The following is a 17,746-nucleotide window of genomic DNA, read 5'->3' as shown; positions in this document are numbered from 1 at the left end:
TTCTCGTCAGCCGATCCGGTCCGCCATCAGTTCGCCGGCCATGATCGCCACGAGGTTGGTGTTGGCGCGCGGCACGGTCGGCAGGATCGAGGCGTCCACGACGCGGAGCCCGTCCAGCCCGAGGACGCGACAGTCCGGGTCGACCACCGTGGCCGGGGCCGACGGGTCGCCCATGGCGCAGGTGCTGGTCGCGTGCTGGGCGTCGTAGGCGGTGGCGAGCAGGTAGCCGTCCAGTGCCGTGTCGTCATCGATGACCTTGAGCAGGTCTTCGTTGAGCCGGTCGGGAGAGTGGGCGGTGATCGGCGCGACGTCGTCACTGCGGGCCAGGTCGACGACGTGCCGTATGCCGGCTCGCAGCCGGGCGAGGTCGCGGGGGTCGGCGAGCATCCGCTCGTGCACTTCGGGTTGGACGGTCGGGTCGGGTGAGGCCAGCCGTACCGTCCCCCGGGAGTAGACCTGGTTGACCCAGACCCCGAAGGCTCCGGCGCCGAAACGCAGGTCGGCGAACTCCATCGCCAGCACGTTCTGGTTGCCGGATGAGAGCAGCATGTCGTTCGGCTGCCCCTCAGGATCGCCGCTGGAATACCGGACGCACACGTTGGTATGCCGGTCGTCGGGCGTGCGTACCGCCGACTCGGCGTTCAGCGGGATGCCGAAGAAGACCACAGGGTGGTCCTGGAGCCCCTGGCCGACCGGCAGGTCACGCAGCACCTCGATGCCCAGCGCTCGCAGGTCGCCGGCCGGGCCTATGCCCGACCGCATCAGGATCGCCGGGCTGTGGATTGCTCCGGCGCTCAGCACGACGAGATCCGCGTATTCGCTGGTCGCGGTGCCGCCGGTGACGACGCGGACGCCGACGGCCCGGCCGTCGGCGACGAGGATGCGATCCACGAGAGAGTCCCCCCGGACGGTCAGTCCAGTCCCTCTCCGGGCCGGTTCGAGGTAGGCGTCGTTCGTGGTGACCCGGCGCCCGCCGCGAGAGTTGATCGGGTAGGGCGAGAGCCCCGTCGCGCCGGGTGCGTTGACGTCCGGCGCCCAAGGGTGGCCCGCCGCGGTGGCCGCGCGGTGCAGCGCGGCGTCGACTGCACCCCATCGGTCCTGGGGCGTCCGGTGGATGGGGATGGGGCCGCCGCGCCCGTGGTACCGCTCGTCGCCGAACTGCTCGTCGTCCTCCAGCCTGGCGAAGTAGGGCAGCACATCCCGCGGGGACCAGCCGGTGCATCCGGCGCCGGCCCAGTCATCGAAGTCCTCCATCGGCGGCCGGATCGCGATCTGCCCGTTGACCGCAGAGCTGCCGCCGACCCCGCGGCCCCGCCAGAAGGGCGCCGGGGCCTGCCGGTCGGTCCTGGTCGCATCGAGGCCCTGCCAGATGAGGCGTTCGGAGGCGGTGGGATCGAGGAGAGCACGCATCGGGTTCGGCGACCGCCACACCTCCGGCATCTCGGCGGCGGTGTAGTCCGGGCCGGCCTCCAGGAGCAGTACCCGCGCGCCCTTCTCGGCTGCCCGGGCGGCGAGCGGGGCCCCCGCCGAACCCGCCCCCACGACGATCAGATCCCAGCCGTTCCCGCTCACAGCACCCTCCATGTTCGATTAACGCACAGATGTTCGTCTTTCGCTCGGGCTCAACGCTACGACGTCCGGGCGGTCGACGCAACGCCCTGACGTGGCGGTTCCGCCGAAATCAACCATTGCCAGCACGCCCAGGTCGCTTTACGATGCCTCCACTAGCGAACAAACGTGCGTTAATCGAACTTTGGAGTCGTGTCGATGCCCACACCGGACGTGCTGCGCTCCCTCTCCGAGGCCATGCCGGATCTGGAGGCCGTCTATCGGGATCTGCATGCGCATCCCGAGCTCGCCTACGCCGAACACCGGACGGCGGCCATCGTGGCCGCCCGGCTTCAGATGGACGGGTTCGCGGTGACCGATGGGATCGGCGCCACCGGCGTGGTCGGCGTTCTGCGCAACGGCGAGGGCCCTGCCGTCATGCTCCGCGCGGACATGGACGCTCTGCCGGTCAAGGAGCAGACGGGACTCGACTACGCGAGCACGGCGACCGCGACGGAAGATACGGGCGAGATCGTCCCGCTCATGCACGCATGCGGCCACGACGTCCACGTGACCTGCCTGCTGGGTGCAGCGCGGCTGATGGCGGCGTCGGCCGGCCTCTGGTCCGGCACGCTCATCGCGGTGTTCCAGCCCGCTGAGGAAGGACGCGGCGGCGCCCAGCGCATGCTCGCCGACGGTCTCTTCGAGATCACTGGGAAGCCCGACGTCGTGCTGGGCCAGCACGTCTTCCCCCACGCCGCGGGGACCGTGGGATATCGGAGCGGGCCGTTCCTGGCGGCCTCCGACGGCTTCGACGTGCGGTTGTACGGCAGGGGCGCGCATGGCTCGCGGCCGCAGTCCGGGGTGGACCCGGTGGTTCTGGCGGCCTCGACGGTGATGCGGCTCCAGACCATCGTCTCGCGTGAGGTGGCCGCAGACGAGCAGGCGGTGCTGACCGTCGGCGCTCTGCGCGCCGGGGCCAAGGCCAACATCATCGCCGACCACGCCGACCTCAGCCTCAGCATCCGCAGCTTCGACCGGGAGGTCAGCGCGCGCATGGTGTCCTCAGTGCGGCGCATCATCGAGGCCGAGTGCGCCGCTTCTGGTTCACCCCGGCCACCGCGGTTCGACGAGCTGGCCCGGTTCTCCCCCACGGTGAACGACCCGGTGGCGACCGAGCGGGTCGCCGGCGCCCTGCGGGCGCTGCTGGGAGACGACGCGGCCACCGAGATCGCGCCCATCATGGGCAGCGAGGACTTCGGCGAGTTCGGCGAGGCCGCCAGTGCCCCCTCGGTGTTCTGGTCGCTGGGCGGCACCGATCCCGAGGCGTACGCCACCGCGTTGAAGGCGGGCACGGTGGACGAGGACATCCCGTCCAATCATTCCCCGCTCTTCGCGCCGATTGTGCAGCCCACGCTCACCACCGGGGTGAGCGCGCTGGTCGCCGCCGCCATGGAATGGCTGGGGACCTCCCATGGCTGACAGGCGGCCCCCGCCGCCACGGCGGGGCTTCACCAGCGACAACGCGTCCGGCGTGCATCCCGAGGTGCTGGCGAGGGTGGCAGAGGCCAACGTCGGCCACGCACCGAGCTACGGCGCGGACTCCTGGACCGTGTGCGCGCAAGACCTGCTCTCCGCGGAGTTCGGGGCTGGCAGCCAGACGTTCCTGGTTTTCAACGGTACGGGCGCGAACGTGTCCGCGCTCGCCGCGGCGCTGCGGCCCTACCAGGCGGTGATCTGCTCAGCCGACGCGCACCTGCACACCGACGAGTGCGGGGCACCGGCCCGCCTCATCGGAAGCACCGTGATCCCTGTGCCCGCAGAGCGCGGTCTGCTCACCCCCGAGCGGCTGGAAGCAGCCATGCCGCCCGTCGGTCGCGGCGAGCATCAGGTCGTCCCCGCGGTCCTGTCGCTCACCAACGCCTCCGAACTCGGCACGGTGTACCGGCCGGCCCAGGTGGCAGAGCTGGCTGCCTGGGCCCGCGAGCGGGGCCTGCTGGTGCACATGGACGGCGCCCGGCTGGCCAACGCGGCCGTGTCGGTCGGAAGCTCGCTCGCCGAGGTCAGCACAGCGGCGGGCGTCGACATCCTCTCGTTCGGTGGCACCAAGAACGGGCTGCTTTTCGGGGAGGCCGTCGTCTTCGCGGGGAGCGCCGGAGGAGTCGCCGCCGCGCAGCACTACTTGCACACCCGCAAGCAGGTGACGCAGTTGGCCTCGAAGATGCGATTCCTGAGCGCGCAGTTCGTGGCCCTGCTCACCGACGGGCTGTGGCGTCGCAACGCCATGGCGGCCAATTCCGCCGCCTCCTACCTCGCCTCGAGCCTCAGCACCGTCCCGAGCGTCGAGGTCCTCCATCCGGTTCAGGCGAACGCGGTGTTCGCGAGGATGCCGCCGACCATGACGGCACGCCTGGCGGACGAATTCTCCTTCCACACCTGGGACGCGGCGGCCGGCACCGTTCGGTTCGTCTGCTCCTTCGACACCGAGACCACCGATATCGACCACTTCATCACCACGGCACGGACCTTGATGACCGCCTAGAGAAGGGCGCCACCATGACCACAACGAATGCGGACCCGGCGAGACCGACAACGATCGTGGGCCAGCCGCGAGGACTGGTGACGCTAGCGGGAATCGGCCTCTGGGAGCGATTCTCCTTCTACGGCATGCAGGTCGTCCTTCTGTACTACCTGTTCTTCCCGGTGTCGGAAGGCGGGCTGGGCCTGTCCAAGGCAGAGGCCACGTCGGTCATCGGCGCGTACGGCGGCCTGGTCTACCTCTGCACGGTGATCGGCGGCTGGGTCGCCGACCGGCTCCTGGGCTCGGAGCGGACGCTCTTCTGCAGCGTCACGCTCATCATGCTCGGTCACGTCGCACTCGCCATCGTTCCGGGATTCGCCGGCGTCTGGATCGGGCTCGCCCTGCTCGTGGTGGGAAGCGGTGGCCAGATCGGCAACCTGACCTCCTCGCTCGGGCACCTGTACGGCGAAGGGGACCGGCGCCGCGACAACGGATTCTTGCTCTTCTACATGGGCCTCAACATCGGAGCCCTGGCGGGCCCCCTTCTGACCGGGCTCGCACGCACCCGCCTGGGATTCCACTACGGCTTCGGGATCGCGGCGATCGGCATGGCCATCGGCCTGGTCCTGCTCTACGGAGGACGTCGGCACCTGGCCCCGCGCGGGCGTACCGTGCCGGACCAGCTGCCCCGGTCCGCGATGGTGAAGGCGGCCGCCGCAGCGGCCGGCGTCCTCCTCCTCGTGCCGGCGGCCGCGGTGGGTGCGCTGTCGATCCGTCATCTGGCGACCGCGATCACCGTCGTCGTGGTGGCGGTCATCGTCGGCTATTTCACGACCATGCTGCGCAGCGCGAAGGTATCGGCCGCGGAACGGCGCCGCGTGTACGGGCTCATCCCGATGTTCCTCATCAACTGCGTCTTCTGGGCGCTCTACCAGCAGCAGTTCACGGTCGTGCAGGTCTACGCGGCGACCCGCCTCGACCTCCACGTCCTCGGCTTTGCCATGCCGCCGGAGTTCTTCAGCTCAGCAGTACCGTTCTTCGTCATCCTCCTCATCCCGATTCTCGTGTCGCTGTGGGCCCGCGCCGGGTCCCACGAGCCGTCCACGCCGACGAAGTTCCTCGTCGGAGTCGTCCTGATCGGCCTGTCGTTCCTGCTCTTTCTCCCCATGGCCGGAAACGACGGCGCGGTCAACCCGCCGCTCGCGCTGGCCGGGATCCTCCTGGTCTTCACGCTGGCGGAACTCTTCGTGTCCCCCGTGCAATTGGCGCTGTCGACCCAACTCGCACCGAAGGCGTTCCAGACCCAGACAGTCGCCCTGCTGTTCTTGTCCACAGCGGCGGGATCAGCCGCCTCGGGCACGCTGGCAGGCTTCTATTCCCCCGCACGCGAGGGCGCCTACTTCTCCGTCCTCGGCCTCGCCTCGCTCGGGGCGGCCGCACTCTTCGCGATGACCATTCCCTGGATCAAAACCATGCTGAACGGCTCCCGGTGAATCGGCGAGCACAGCCTCCGCAAGGCACAGAAGGAAGGAAACCAATGATCAAGCGATACGATTCGCTGCCTATCGGCGGCGACTGGGTGGCCCCGACAACCCGAATGACGATCCGCGTCGTGTCACCGAACACCGAGGAGCCGATCGGTGAGGTGCCGGCCGCCGGGCCGGCCGACGCCGACGCCGCCGTGGCAGCCGCCCGCGCCGCGTTCCCCGCATGGCGGGACCTCAACCCCGCCGAGCGGGCCGCAACGCTGCGCCGCTTCGCCGACCTGATCGAAGCCCGCAAGGACCGGTTCGCCGAGCTCGTCTCTTCCCAGAACGGGATGCCGGTGGCGGTCGCATCCCAGTTGGAAGCCCTCTACCCGGCCCTCCTGCTGCGCTACTACGCCGATCTCGCCGAAGCGCAGCGGGAGGAGAACCGCCCAGGCATTCTGGGCGGGAGCATCAAGGTACTCAGAGAACCCGTAGGGGTCGTCGCGGCGATCGTGCCGTGGAACTTCCCTCAGACGCTCGGCTTCATGAAGATCGCCCCCGCGCTGGCCGCCGGCTGCACCGTCGTCGTCAAGCCGTCCCCCGAGACCGTCCTGGACGCCTTCCTCCTGGCCCGGACAGCGATCGACGCCGGCCTGCCACCGGGCGTCCTCACCATCGTCCCCGGCGGCCGTGACCTCGGCGCCCATCTCGTCGCCCACCCGGGTGTCGACAAGGTCGCCTTCACCGGGTCGACCGCCGCCGGCCGAGAGATCGCCCAGACCTGCGGGCGGCTGCTGCGCCCGGTCACACTGGAGCTGGGCGGCAAATCGGCCGCGATCGTCCTGGACGATGCCGACCTGGACCTGGGCACCATCGGCGCCGACCTTTTCGTCGCCACCCTGGCGAACAACGGCCAGACCTGCTTCCTCGGAACCCGGGTGCTCGCGCCGCGGCACCGGTACACCGAGGTCGTGGACGTCTTCACCGAGTTCGCCCGCTCGATGAGCGTCGGCGACTCACTCGATCCGGGCACACAGATTGGGCCGATGGCCACAGCCCGCCAACGGGACCGCGTGGAGTCCTTCATCGCCAAGGGCCGGGCCGAGGGCGGCCGCGTCACGACGGGCGGCGGCCGCCCCGCCGACCACGACCGCGGCTGGTTCGTCGACCCGACGGTGTTCGCCGACGTCGACAACGATGCCGCGATCAGCCGGGAGGAGATCTTCGGGCCGGTCCTTACCGTCATCCCCTACCGCGACGACGAGGATGCCGTGCGAATCGCCAACGACTCCGACTACGGCCTGGGCGGCACCGTCTGGTCTACCGACACCGACCGGGCCCTGCGCCTGGCCCGCAGGGTCCGCACGGGAACGATCGGCATCAACAGGTACATGCCCGACCCGGCCGCGCCCTTCGGCGGCGTCAAGGCCAGCGGTATCGGCCGCGAACTCGGCCCTGAGGGCATGGCCGGCTACCAGCAACTCAAGTCCGTCTACTGCTGACAGTGTGAGCACCGCTCCGACCGGGCGAACACCGGCCAGACGACTACCGCGGCAGGAAACTCGACACGGGACCGTCAGGTGTAGCACTGCCTGGCGGTCCTGGCGCCGTGCCAAGCGAACGCGATGGCAGCAGAACGCAGAAGGAGTTCACGCGGCCCAGTCAACCGCCTTGAACGAGTCCAGCCTGTGCTCCAGTGGGATCGGCGATGACGACGACGCGGCCCGCCGGGCCCTCCATCGGCGGTACCTCGACGCTACCTCCCAACTCGACGGCCCGGCCCGCAGAGGCATCGCAGTCGGTGACCGTGAAGTAAGGAGCCCAGGCGGGCGCGTCCCCGTATTGGAGGCGGTCTGCCTGGGACATGCCCGCGACATAGCGGTCCCCGAGACGGCACAAGGTGTATGCGCCGGAGCCGTGGTCCTCGGTGGTGAACGTCCAGCCGAACACGTCCGCGTAGAAGCGCTTCGCCGCTTCGACGTCCGGGCAGAGCAACTCGATCCACGCAAGCGTCCCGTGCTCTCCGCTCTTCAACGCGCCGCGCCAGATGTACGCCTGCCAGAGGCCGAACCCGGCGCCCAGCGGATCCGCGCACAGCGCCGCCCGGCCGAGATGGGCGTTGTCGTACGGGTCCGAGTAGGCACGCCCGCCCGCCCCCTCGACCGTACCGACGGCCGCATCGGTGTCGGTGACGCTGAAGAAACAGGTCCAGCCAGGTGCCTCAGTGTCGTCCTGGAGCTTCGTCATCCCCGCTGTCTCGACAGAGTCCGGCCCCATGGTGAAAGTGGTGCAGTCGCCGAGCCGTTCATAGGAGATCGTGTACGAATTCCAATTGAACAAACCTTCATAGAAGGCCGTCGACACCTCGGTATTCGGACTGTACAAGCCAGCCCAACAGGGCTCTCCTACCTCGTATGCCACTACCTCGTTCACGAGACCCCCCCATACAAGAGATCTCCAGGCTATCGCCCAGGTAGTAATCGCCTTGTACATAGAAGGACTCCCCTTGACTAATTAATGGCTGTTCCGTCCTGCGGTTTCTGCCTGGTTCGGGCAGGTGCCGCGCCAGGTGGGGTTGCTCTCGCCGGTGAGCGGCGGGTCGTGAGTTCGGTCATCGCGATGTGGACCACGGCGGCATGCCCAGGCAGGTACGGATGACGTTGACGATGATCTCTCGCCGGGCAGAATTGTTCTGGTTGAGGCGTTCCAGGCGTACATGCCAGCCAGCCTTAGGGGTGCCTCGTCACTGCCAAACTGGTCGCTGGCGTCAGCGACGGGCGGCTCACGGGGATCGTGTTGCGGCGCTGCGCGCCGCGGTGGAGTCCGCCGTGGTGCATTACTACCCGGACGTCTTCAGCGTCCGCCTCCCGGCGGACTGAAGCGGTCCACGCCCGGCTTTCGGTACCTACGCGCGGCCGCTGCATACCTGTACTCCCGGAAGGTGGAGCACCCACCTCCTTTCGTTGCGGGAGGGCGAGGATCTCCCCGTCCCGATGTCTGAATGACCATGTAAGTTCCCTCCAGTTGTGACCAGATGGGCTGGTGGACAACGGAAGGTGATCAATCATGGGCGCCAAAACGGCCGTCCTCATCTACACCGACGGCCACCCCGCCGACCTACTGCGCAGCACGCCCGAGCCCGACCCGGCGGCCACCGCGGCGCTGATCAGTCGGACCAACCCCGCCTGGGACGGATCCACCACCTCCCCGGGGAACCTGGACGACTACATCTATCCCGATCAAGGGGTCGCCTACGCAGGCAGCTTCCCCGGCATCGACGTGCTCTGCGACCAGCAGGTGATGGTGGGCCGCCCGTCCCAAGTCCCCGCCCATCTCCTACGCGCCGGCACCCACAGCGGCCAGGTGATCCTGCACGCCATGCACAGCGGCACCGACTGGTTCGCCTACGCGATCTGGGAAAACGGCGCCCTGCTGCGATCACTCAGCCTGTCACCCGCCACCGGAGTCACCGAGAACATCGGGACGCCCTTGGAATTCGAACACCCCTACTGGGCAGGCGAACACCCCGTCCGCCGCATCACCGGCCGACCTGACAAGACGCCCTATGCGCTGCCCTTCCACCCTGTAGAGCTGGGCGGCGAGGCAGCACTGCGCGCCCTGCTGGGCTTCATCATCGAAGGCCGCCGTCGAGACACCGACATCGACGCTCAAGCCATCCACCTGCTGGGATTCCCGATCCCTGTCACCAACCCGATCACTCAAGCCGACATTCAGGAGTTCATGCGCACCCACACCCGAACGCGCTACACCTACGGCCCCGACGGCAACCTCGTCCCGATCGAGGAATGAGCCTCGTGACGGCGAATCGTGAACCAGACGTCATCGGCGGCGGGACAGCAGGCCGCTGGCCAGGTAGGCGGCGTGCCCGTCCATCTGGACCCCGGCGTGGTCGTAGCGCTGAAGGGTGGCCAGGGACGCGTGCCCGGTCAACTCCTGGATCTTGTTCGGGGGGACACCGGCGGCGCTGAGCAGGGTGACGACGGTCGCGCGGAGTACGTGCGGGGTCAACTGCCCGGGGCGCAGGTCGACGGCGCGGGCGGCGCGGCGCAGCGCGGTGGTGACCCGGCCCCGGTTCCACGGCCGCCCGTCGGGGTGCTGCAACAGGAACTCGTGGTCGGCGCGGCCGTGCAGGAGCGGCTCGACCAGCAGCCGCACCCGAGGCACGACCGGCACCGGGAGGACCCTTCCTCCTTTGACACGGAACCGGGCGACGAAATGCCCCCCGTCCCAGGTGAACGCAGACACCGGCATGGCCTCGAGTTCCCCCGTGCGCAGCCCGATGTTCAACAGCAGCGCGACCGCGGCGGCGTCCAAGGGGCGGTCTCCGGCGATCGCCTCGGCGCCGTCCATCAGGTCGGCGGCCTCGTGCTCGGCCAACGCGGGCGTCATCCCGATCCTGGGAGTCTCCGGCGGGTCGACGAACACGGCCGGGTCGTAGTCGATGACGTGCCGGCGCAACGCGTAGGCGTACAGCGACCGTAGCGCCGAGATGCGCTGCGCGGCGGTGGCCGCGCCGAGCGGGCGCCCGCCCTTCAGCAGCTGCGCGGCATGACCGGTGCCGGTGAGGATCTGGTCCTTGTAGGCGACCAGGACGTCCTCGGTGACCTCCCACAGCCCGGCGCCGGGCACCGCGATCTCCAGCCACCGCAGGAACGCCGCCAGGCAGTGCAGGTAGCCGCGGCGGGTGGCGACGGTGTTGCGGGACTGAAGCCACGCCGCGACGGTCGGCCACTCCTGCCCGGCAGGCGGCCGGGACAGCCGGTCGACCAGGTCGACGTTCGCCGCCGGGACCTCCCCCTCACCGCGGCGACGCCGCGGCGACAAGCCGGGGATGTCCCCCACCGTGATCAGTCTCGGCGCCGGTGCGGGCGCCTGCCGGGGCCTGGCCCCCGGTGCCGGCGGCGACGTACCCGCGTGGTGTCGTCGATCCGGCGTGGACGGCGGCGCTGAGCTCGGCCCGGAGCCCGATCCAGCGCCCGGGTCGGGCGTGCCAGGCGGTGTGAAACCGGGCGGGTGGATCGCGGTGGGCTCCAGCGTCCGCCCGCCGTCGACCTCGCTGGACCGGCTCATCGGGTGACCGTGACAGCGCCGAGGAGCTGCTTGAATCTCGTCGCGCGGGCGATGGCGGCCGCCGTCGGGGTGAAGCGGTAGCACGCCCCCCGGACGCGGCGCCGCTCGCTGGGGTGGTCGCGCAGCCGCCAGTTCGCCACGGCGGCCATGTTCAGGATTACCTCGAAGGCGGGATCGGGTTCGGTGGCGTGCGCCATCACGGCCTCGCGCACGACATCGGCGACGTTTTCATCGGCAAAGTCGGCGAACTCGGGTGTCAGCGACACGACCACCGCGGCGGCGTAGCCAGCGCTCCGGTCGCCGGTCGTGGCACGACGGGGCCAAGCCATCCGGGTCCCCCTTGGTTGAAAGCGACAAGCGGCGGCGTGCCGAGACCAATCCGGCCCGCACCCGCAGGCAGCATCTTGCCGGATACCAACGAGTTATCCGGCACCCGACTCCTAGAGGATGCACCTCACCCTTGGCCGGGCGGGCGGCTCCCGCAGCCAACCCGGAACTTCTTAGCCGTGAATGGACACCCACCTCGGTCTCGGCATGGCGGCCTGGGGCACGGTCTGCGGGCTGTGTGTCGGCGCAACAGCCGCCGGGCTCCGAGGACGGCGCCGGTGAGCTGGCCGGTCAGGGCGAGGACGCCCCGCGTAGAGCGGCCATCTGGTCCAGCAGCCCGTTGTTCATGCTCTGGGCGTAAGCACTGCCGAGCGAGGACACATCCAGCCAGCCGAACGGCCCGGCCCGGTACTGGATGGTGATCACCACGGCGTCGCGGCGGGCGAGGGTGGCGCCGTTGTACCAGGGGTCGCGGGCAGAGCCGGAGGTGAAGCCGCCGCCGTGGACGAACACGATCACGGGCTTGTCGCCCCGGGTGGAGGGCGTCCACACGTTCAGGGTCAGGCAGTCCTCGGAGGTCGGGGTGCCCTTGGCCATCTCGTGGTCGTCGGGCTCCTGGACGTACGCCGACCCGAATACGGTGGCGTCGCGCGGTTGGGTCCATGTGGCCGGTGGGGCGGGCGGCAGGAATCGCCGGGGGTCGACGGGCGGCGCCGCGTACGGGATGCCTTTGAAACCGACAGGCCCTGTTCGAGGATGCCGGTCACCGGCCCAGCGGCGGTGGTGACCACCAGTCCCCCAGGCATCTGGCCGCGCGGCGGAACCGCCTGGGCGGGCCCGGCGGCCGAGACCGCGGCCAGTACCGGCGCCGCGCCCCCGGCGAACACCGAGCGCACCCATGCGGCGTCGAGCCGGGCTCGCCGTGTCGGTCCCGTTCGGGCGTGGTGGCCACACCGGCCGCTTCACCAAAGCTGCACGTGACCACCCCGGTCGACCGCAAGGCGGGCAGCCGGGTGGCCCACCGCCGACATCAGATAGCGGCCCAGCCGCTATCTGATGCGACGAGCCCGCATCAGGTCCGGTGAGCCGGGACAGTCGTCGCGGCCACACAGCAGGATCTCGCAGCGCACCGTTCCACACAATCAGCATTGTGTGATGTGATTTGAGCGAGACACTACACGATCCGATCCGAAAGAGATCGGATCCGAATCGGATCGGATTGGCTGATAGTCTGAGAAGATGACAAACGATCATGCTGACCGCGAGCGCGCCGCAGCTGGCAGTCCCGAGCCGCTCGATCCGCCCGACGCGCTCGCTGACGCTCCCACCGAGCCGCTCCTGGACGGTCCGGTCGACGGTGACGACCTGTCCGCCGCGGCGGTCGCCGAGCGCACCGCCCGCACCGAAGCGGCAGGCCGCCGCCCGTGCGAGCACTGCGGCCGCCCGATCCCGCGCGGCGCCCGCCGAGACGCCCGGTTCTGCAGCACCAAGCACCGCAACGACAACGGCAGGCAGGTGCGCCGCCAGGAGACCGCCGAGCTCGGGCCCGCGCGCACGCTGCGCGCCGAAGCCGCGCTACTGGCCCCGCTGGTCGCCCAACTCGGCGAGCACGCCGGCGCGCTGACCGCGCTGCTTAACGGCGCGGTTGCCGACGCGACCAACGACGCCGAGGAGGCGCGCCGCGAGTCACAGGCTGCGCGTCGCCGCGCCGGTGAGGCCGAGACCCGCGCTGGGCTCGCCGAGGCCCGCGCCGACGAGGCCGACGCCGCGGCGAAGGAGGCGCGCGCTGACCGGGATGAGAAGGTCGCCGCCGCGCGCCGCGACGCGCGCGAGCAGGTCGCCGACGCGCGAGCCGACGCCGAGCGGGCGTGGCGACAGCAGGGGCAGGCCCAGCGCGCCCAGCAGGCAGCCGAGGAGGAGACCGCCGCGGAACGGCACCTGCGCGAGGTCGCCCAGCAGCAGGCCGTCGAGGCCCAGCAGCAGGCCGCCGAGGCCGGGCGGGAGTGTGCCGAGACCGCCGCGCAGTTGGACGCGGCGCACCAGGAGACCGCGCGACTGCTGGAGGAGCTGCAGGCCGCACGCGCCCAGCTCGCCGAGGAGCAGGCGCGGCACGCCGCCACCGCCGACCGCGCCGATACCGCCGAGACGGCCCTCGCCGAGACCCGCGACCAGCTCACCGACGCCCAGCGGCAAGAGCGGACCGCGCAGGAGAGCGCCGCGCGCAACGAGCGCGCGGCCGAGGAAGCCGCCGCGGCGGCCGACGCCGCGCTACAGGACGCCGCGCAGGCCCGCGCCGACCTGCAGGCCGCCCGCGCGGCCGCCGACGCGGCGATGAACGAGGTGCGGCGCCAGCTGGAGGAAGCGCGCGCCGAGGCCCGCACGCAGCGCGAACGCGCGGCCGCCGCCGAGCAACGCGCCCAGACCGCCGAGCACGCCGCCGAACAGGCCGCGCGCGCGGCGCCCGACGGCCGATGATGGCTGACTACCCCCCGTAAGCCCGCACAGAGACAAGCGGAGGCCCGATGGCCCTCTCCCTTACCCCCGGATCGTCCCCGCCTCCCACCGACCCGCCGCTCGGCGCGCTGACCGGGACGGCCGGAGTACCGGAGGTGCCCTGCCCGGTCCTGCGCTGCCGGTCCTGCGGTGAGCCGCGCCTGCTGGACGTGGCCAGGGGATGGCTGGCCTGCGGGAACCCGGTTTGCTGCACGTGGTCGGCGGCCAACCAGCTCGTGTGCGTGACCGGCGGGCTGCTGTGGGGGCGGCCGCGCTGGCCCATCGCCGTACGGCGGACCGGCGGTGCGCGCACTGCGGTGACTCGCCCGCGGGGGACGCAGCCCGCTGGGGCGTCTACGCCACGTATGTCGCGATCGCCGTACCGCTGATCTACACGGCCATGCCCTGGGCCTGAGAGTTCCATATCTCAGGGAGACGCACATGATCAGGTGGGCAGGTCTGCTTCTCATCCTGCTGGGTGCCGGGCACACACTCGGCGGGCTGCTACTGACGGCGGGACGCCATGCCGACTCGTGGTTCACCGGTCGGCTGTGGCGGCCGGAGGAGGGAATCGCCGGCATGAGCTCGGCCATGGCCGCGTTCTGGCTGACGCTGGGCAGCTTCGGCGTCCCGCTCGCCGTGGTCGGCATGATCGTTCTGTGGTTGGACCGCCGAGGCTTGGGGTGGGGGCTGGTTGTCGTGTTCCGGGCCGTCGTCCCCTGGTGCGCGTTCTGCTTGTTCGTCTGAGCGGCCCGGAGACGCCGGACGTCAGCGGGCCGCATGATTCCTAGACGAAACGGAACGATGCGTTGTCGTTCAACGTGTAGTTCAGGTTGCGCCAGCTCTGGTATCCGACCCAGTCGCACGAGCCGTTGTACCACTCGCTGTAGCAGACGTGCACGTTCAGGCCGGTTCTGTTCCACACGGAAGCGGCGTTGTTCTTGACCCCTTGTCCCTGGCCGGGAGCGGGCGAGATGAATCTGTAGGGCGCGAAGTCGCCGACCGGGGCGGAGAAGTCCGACAGGGATCCCCACAGGTTGCTCCCCCAGAAGAAGCAGACTTCGCCGGGTTCGCAGACGCCGTTCTGGGCTGCTGCTTGGGCGGTTCCGGTGACGCCGACCGTAAGAGCGCCGGCGAGCACTCCTACCGCGGCCATGCTGCGCATGCGCATGGGTTTCCTTCTTTCGGGCGTGGATGTTCGTGGAATCGGATCGGGCCGGGTCTTGCTCGGGGACATCGCGTACGCGTCGACACGAACTGCTAGATCACAAATGGATTGGTGGGCGTTGTCCGACCAGAGGTGATGAGTCCGTTCGTGGTCCCTGCCCGGCGGGGCGGCAACCGGTCTGTCGGGGCTGGTCCATGCCGTGACGGGGCAGGCGGAGGAACGGATTCACGCTGAGCGAGAAGGGGGATTTCGGTTGCGACTGCTGTGGATTTTGAGACACGCCACACTGCACTGTCAATAGTGAGCCACAAAGGATCAAGAAGTTCTCGCCGGTCAGGGCTGTACGAGCTTCTCGGCCCTGCCGCTGCGCGCGAGCGATGGCACGCCGCCCCCATGTCGACGGTCACACTATAAAGCCAGGTCATAGGCCCGTGAGCTGTGACGAGCTGGTCCCGGCGCCGCATCCCCTCGCTGGTCGAGCGGCCCCCACCCGGGCCGAAAACCGCGTCCTCGCCGAGCTCGCCGGGAACGTCTTCGACCGCTGACCCGCCTCTTGCCTCGAACCCTTGGGGCAGGCCGTCCACCACCGTGACGGGGTTGACGGGCCGGCCGCCTGAGGGGCCTTCTTTTTCCGTTGGCGGCCTGGTCCCTCTTCTCGGGAATGACTCGCGGTCTTCGCCCCGAAACCCGCGGCGAGCGGGAGCGTGGCGTCGAACGCGGCGTGGGTCAGGCAGAGCTGCCCGTTCAGGGGCGTGGTGGCCTCCCAGCTGGCGGCGCGGCGGATCCCGTCGCGCGACAGTCGCACCACGAACCCGTGCCCGCCGAGCTTCACGGTCGCGCTGAATACGGCGATCGTCATGACGGCCTCGCCCGCCGGGACCAGCTCGACCAGCGGCGCGGCCTCGCGCGGTCTCGGCGAGGTCGGCGTCCAGGAAGAGCAGGTGGCGGGGCCTTAGCCTGGGGCGGTAGCCGCTCTGGTGATCTCGCCGGCCGGTACGTGGACGCGTTCGCCGCCCTGGATCCGTGCCAGGCGGCGCTGATGGGGATCGCCGGGCAGGACGCGCGGCTGACCGCGGAAGAACGCCGACACCGCGCCTGCGACGCCGCACTCTGCCGTCGGGGGAGAACATGCCGCTGTCGGTGTCGAGGCAGGTGCAGGTCCGGCCGGACGAGGTCGACGGGTGGACGCTCCGGAGCGCGACGGGCTGCCGCACGGCCCACAGCGAGCACACGATCGCCATCACCGACGACGGCGCCGAGATCCTCGCCCTCCCGAAGTAGGGGGTGCCGCCGACGGAGACCGGCACCGGGCGAGCAGTCCACTGCAGATGGCCGGTCCGCACCCTCGAAAGCTTCGAGGGTGCGGACCAGCCCTGTGTTCGGAGAGCTCCGACCTCAGCGGGTCTACCGGCCGAGGTCGACGGCGCGTCCCGTGCCGGTCGTGGGGTCGCCCACGATGGCCCGGGTGACACCGTCCTCACCGACGGTGACTCCCGTCACCACCACTTCACCACTGGCGGCGGCCAGGGCTCCGGCCTCATCCAGCGGCTGGACAGGTTCCCTACGCGTCATGATGTTCCTCCTGGAGGTTCTGCTTTGCCGCGCGTTGACGCGACCCGATGCCGAGCACCGGCCTCTTACACCGTGCACGGCTGACCGGGACCGGCAACGGCATCGCGCCCGAGGGCATGGCCGAGCGGCTCCGGGCGACCGTGCGCCCCGCGCGTCACCCCTGCCCGTGTTCCGACGCGATCCCGACCACCCGGCTGGACTTGGACCCCCGCGCCCTGTTCCCTACTTCTCCTGATCGGTGGCCGGTTCAACGGATCCCGACGTGAACCAGAACCCGCTGGCTATGAGTACGGCTGCCGCCGCGATTCCCGTCGCCCACCAGAACAGCGACGAGATGGTGTCGCCCGGGCGTCCGTTGCCTGAGGTGAACGGAATGAGCAGCACGGCGAGCCCGATAGTGCCGCCAACGGTCAGCGCGGCCTGCAAGATGCCCGCGGTGACGCCCGCGTCCTCGGGACGGGTCGTCGACAGGATCGTCATGTTGACCGGGACGATCGCCAGGCCGACGCCGACGCCGAGCACGACAATCGGGGGCAGAACGTCGGCCGCGTACGAACTGCCGGCGTCCAAACGGGTGAGCCACAGAACGGCGGCCAGGACCACCACGAGGCCGAGCACTCCGCGGATCTTGAGGGGTATGCCGGACAGGTATTTGGTGAACACCTGCACGGTGAGCAGAATACCCAGCCCGAACGGCAAGATCGCAAGGCCGCGTTCCAGGGGGCCGAAGCCGAGAACGACGTTCAGATACTGGACCTCGTAGAAGAGGAAGGCGGTCAGGACGGCGGCGAGCAGGATCAGGCCGAGGAAACCGCCGACGCGCTCGCGGTGTGCGAATACCCGCAGGGGCAACAGAGGTTCGCCGGACCGGGAGTCGACGGCGAGCAGCGCCAGGACAGGCACGACGGTGGCGCCTAGCGAGATCAGCGTCCCAACGTCGTCCCAGCCGCGCTCCGCGGTCCGGACGAGTCCGTACACCAGGGCGACGAGCGCTCCGGTGACCAGGAGGGCGCTGGGCGCTCCGAAGGAGCGGCGGGTGGCGGGGCCTCGCTGCGGGCGAGGACCTTGGCGGCGATCAGGACGATGGCCAAGGCGACGGGGACGTTCACCAGGAGCGTCCACCGCCAGTCTCCCGCCCAGGTCAGGACGCTGCCGAGGATCATGCCGGCGGCGGCGCCGAGGCTGCTGACGGTGGCGTACAGGCCGAACGCCTTCTGCTGTCGTTCCCCCTCGAACTCGATGGTCAACAGGGCGAGACCGGTGGGTCCTGCGATGGCGGCCCCTGCTCCTTGCAGGGCGCGTCCGACGAGCAGTACAGGGAAGTTGGGTGCGAGCCCGGCGAGCAACGACGAGGCGCCGACCAGACTGACCCCGAACAGGAAGACTCGGCGGTGTCCGAGTACGTCACCGAGGCGTCCGGCGAGTAGGAGCAGGCCGCCGAAGGCGAGGAAGAAGCTGTTGAGCACCCAAGAGGCGCTGGTGACGCCGAGGTCCAGGTCGGTCTGGGCGCCGGGCAGCCCGACGTTCATGATCGTGCCGTCGAGCTGGAGCATGAAC

General features: G+C 70.0%; 16 protein-coding genes and 2 pseudogenes. 8 read left to right on the top strand and 10 right to left on the bottom strand.

Annotated features, from left to right (window positions below; translation table 11 throughout):
• Positions 1 to 6 precede the first annotated feature (6 nt).
• A complete protein-coding gene (locus AB0C87_RS34010) occupies positions 7 to 1,572 on the bottom strand; it encodes a GMC family oxidoreductase (protein ID WP_360581270.1) in 1,566 nt (521 codons plus the stop codon).
• A gap of 195 nt (positions 1,573 to 1,767) precedes the next feature.
• On the opposite strand from AB0C87_RS34010, the gene AB0C87_RS34005 reads away from it, so the two are divergent.
• The 4 genes from AB0C87_RS34005 to AB0C87_RS33990 are packed head-to-tail and all read left to right on the top strand — an operon-like array spanning position 1,768 to position 7,040.
• Positions 1,768 to 3,030 carry an amidohydrolase gene (locus AB0C87_RS34005; protein ID WP_360581269.1) on the top strand — a complete coding sequence of 421 codons (1,263 nt, stop codon included), beginning with the start codon at positions 1,768 to 1,770 and terminating at the stop codon, positions 3,028 to 3,030.
• The gene (locus AB0C87_RS34000) at positions 3,023 to 4,090 is read left to right on the top strand and encodes a beta-eliminating lyase-related protein (protein ID WP_360581268.1); all 1,068 of its coding nucleotides are present in this window, start codon (positions 3,023 to 3,025) and stop codon (positions 4,088 to 4,090) included. Before AB0C87_RS34005 ends, AB0C87_RS34000 begins: the two co-directional genes overlap by 8 nt.
• Positions 4,091 to 4,104: 14 nt before the next feature.
• Positions 4,105 to 5,562 carry an oligopeptide:H+ symporter gene (locus AB0C87_RS33995; RefSeq protein WP_360581267.1) on the top strand — a complete coding sequence of 486 codons (1,458 nt, stop codon included), beginning with the start codon at positions 4,105 to 4,107 and terminating at the stop codon, positions 5,560 to 5,562.
• 44 nt (positions 5,563 to 5,606) lie between these two features.
• A complete protein-coding gene (locus AB0C87_RS33990; protein WP_360581266.1) occupies positions 5,607 to 7,040 on the top strand; it encodes an aldehyde dehydrogenase in 1,434 nt (477 codons plus the stop codon).
• A 160-nt stretch (positions 7,041 to 7,200) separates the two neighbouring features.
• On the opposite strand, the gene AB0C87_RS33985 is transcribed toward AB0C87_RS33990, so the two are convergent.
• Entirely contained in the window at positions 7,201 to 7,902 is a 702-nt protein-coding gene (locus tag AB0C87_RS33985; RefSeq protein ID WP_360581265.1) for a VOC family protein, read from the bottom strand.
• 702 nt (positions 7,903 to 8,604) lie between these two features.
• Between AB0C87_RS33985 and AB0C87_RS33980 the strand changes: the two genes are divergently transcribed.
• On the top strand, positions 8,605 to 9,348 hold the full coding sequence (locus AB0C87_RS33980; protein ID WP_360581264.1) for a hypothetical protein: 744 nt from the start codon (positions 8,605 to 8,607) through the stop codon (positions 9,346 to 9,348).
• Between the two features lie 30 nt (positions 9,349 to 9,378).
• Here AB0C87_RS33980 and AB0C87_RS33975 read toward each other — a convergent pair whose 3' ends face one another.
• The 3 genes from AB0C87_RS33975 to AB0C87_RS33965 all read right to left on the bottom strand — a co-directional run bounded on the left by AB0C87_RS33975 (position 9,379) and on the right by AB0C87_RS33965 (position 11,856).
• Positions 9,379 to 10,401, bottom strand: coding sequence for a tyrosine-type recombinase/integrase (locus AB0C87_RS33975; protein WP_360581263.1), 1,023 nt, complete (start codon positions 10,399 to 10,401; stop codon positions 9,379 to 9,381).
• 224 nt (positions 10,402 to 10,625) lie between these two features.
• Positions 10,626 to 10,901 (bottom strand): hypothetical protein, encoded by a 276-nt coding sequence (locus AB0C87_RS33970; RefSeq protein WP_360581262.1) that lies wholly within the window; start codon positions 10,899 to 10,901, stop codon positions 10,626 to 10,628.
• Positions 10,902 to 11,247: 346 nt separating this feature from the next.
• Positions 11,248 to 11,856 carry a carboxylesterase family protein gene (locus tag AB0C87_RS33965; protein ID WP_360581261.1) on the bottom strand — a complete coding sequence of 203 codons (609 nt, stop codon included), beginning with the start codon at positions 11,854 to 11,856 and terminating at the stop codon, positions 11,248 to 11,250.
• 339 nt (positions 11,857 to 12,195) lie between these two features.
• Here AB0C87_RS33965 and AB0C87_RS33960 point away from each other — a divergent pair, with 339 nt between their 5' ends.
• Together AB0C87_RS33960 and AB0C87_RS33955 are read left to right on the top strand one after the other, a co-directional pair.
• Positions 12,196 to 13,431 (top strand): hypothetical protein, encoded by a 1,236-nt coding sequence (locus AB0C87_RS33960; RefSeq protein ID WP_360581260.1) that lies wholly within the window; start codon positions 12,196 to 12,198, stop codon positions 13,429 to 13,431.
• Positions 13,432 to 13,890: 459 nt separating this feature from the next.
• The gene (locus AB0C87_RS33955) at positions 13,891 to 14,196 is read left to right on the top strand and encodes a hypothetical protein (protein ID WP_360581259.1); all 306 of its coding nucleotides are present in this window, start codon (positions 13,891 to 13,893) and stop codon (positions 14,194 to 14,196) included.
• 40 nt (positions 14,197 to 14,236) lie between these two features.
• Here AB0C87_RS33955 and AB0C87_RS33950 read toward each other — a convergent pair whose 3' ends face one another.
• Complete coding sequence (locus AB0C87_RS33950; RefSeq protein ID WP_345181903.1) at positions 14,237 to 14,620, bottom strand: peptidase inhibitor family I36 protein; 384 nt, start codon at positions 14,618 to 14,620, stop codon at positions 14,237 to 14,239.
• A gap of 667 nt (positions 14,621 to 15,287) precedes the next feature.
• Positions 15,288 to 15,567, bottom strand: a pseudogene (locus AB0C87_RS33945) (glycosyltransferase family 2 protein); the annotation flags it as partial.
• Positions 15,568 to 15,787: 220 nt separating this feature from the next.
• On the opposite strand from AB0C87_RS33945, the pseudogene AB0C87_RS33940 reads away from it, so the two are divergent.
• Positions 15,788 to 15,898 (top strand): annotated as a pseudogene (locus tag AB0C87_RS33940) (type I methionyl aminopeptidase); the annotation flags it as partial.
• Between the two features lie 123 nt (positions 15,899 to 16,021).
• Here AB0C87_RS33940 and AB0C87_RS33935 read toward each other — a convergent pair.
• The 3 genes from AB0C87_RS33935 to AB0C87_RS33925 all read right to left on the bottom strand — a co-directional run bounded on the left by AB0C87_RS33935 (position 16,022) and on the right by AB0C87_RS33925 (position 17,742).
• Positions 16,022 to 16,189 carry a hypothetical protein gene (locus AB0C87_RS33935; protein WP_258939711.1) on the bottom strand — a complete coding sequence of 56 codons (168 nt, stop codon included), beginning with the start codon at positions 16,187 to 16,189 and terminating at the stop codon, positions 16,022 to 16,024.
• Positions 16,190 to 16,411: 222 nt separating this feature from the next.
• Entirely contained in the window at positions 16,412 to 17,167 is a 756-nt protein-coding gene (locus tag AB0C87_RS33930) for an MFS transporter (protein ID WP_360581258.1), read from the bottom strand.
• Entirely contained in the window at positions 17,113 to 17,742 is a 630-nt protein-coding gene (locus AB0C87_RS33925; protein WP_345181907.1) for an MFS transporter, read from the bottom strand. Before AB0C87_RS33925 ends, AB0C87_RS33930 begins: the two co-directional genes overlap by 55 nt.
• Positions 17,743 to 17,746: the final 4 nt, after the last annotated feature.

The sequence above is a fragment of the Actinomadura sp. NPDC048021 genome (assembly GCF_040653135.1).
Lineage (GTDB): Bacteria > Actinomycetota > Actinomycetes > Streptosporangiales > Streptosporangiaceae > Spirillospora > Spirillospora verrucosospora.
The sequence above is the reverse complement of the archived record's forward strand: the minus strand, read 5'-3'. Positions and strand labels throughout refer to the sequence as shown.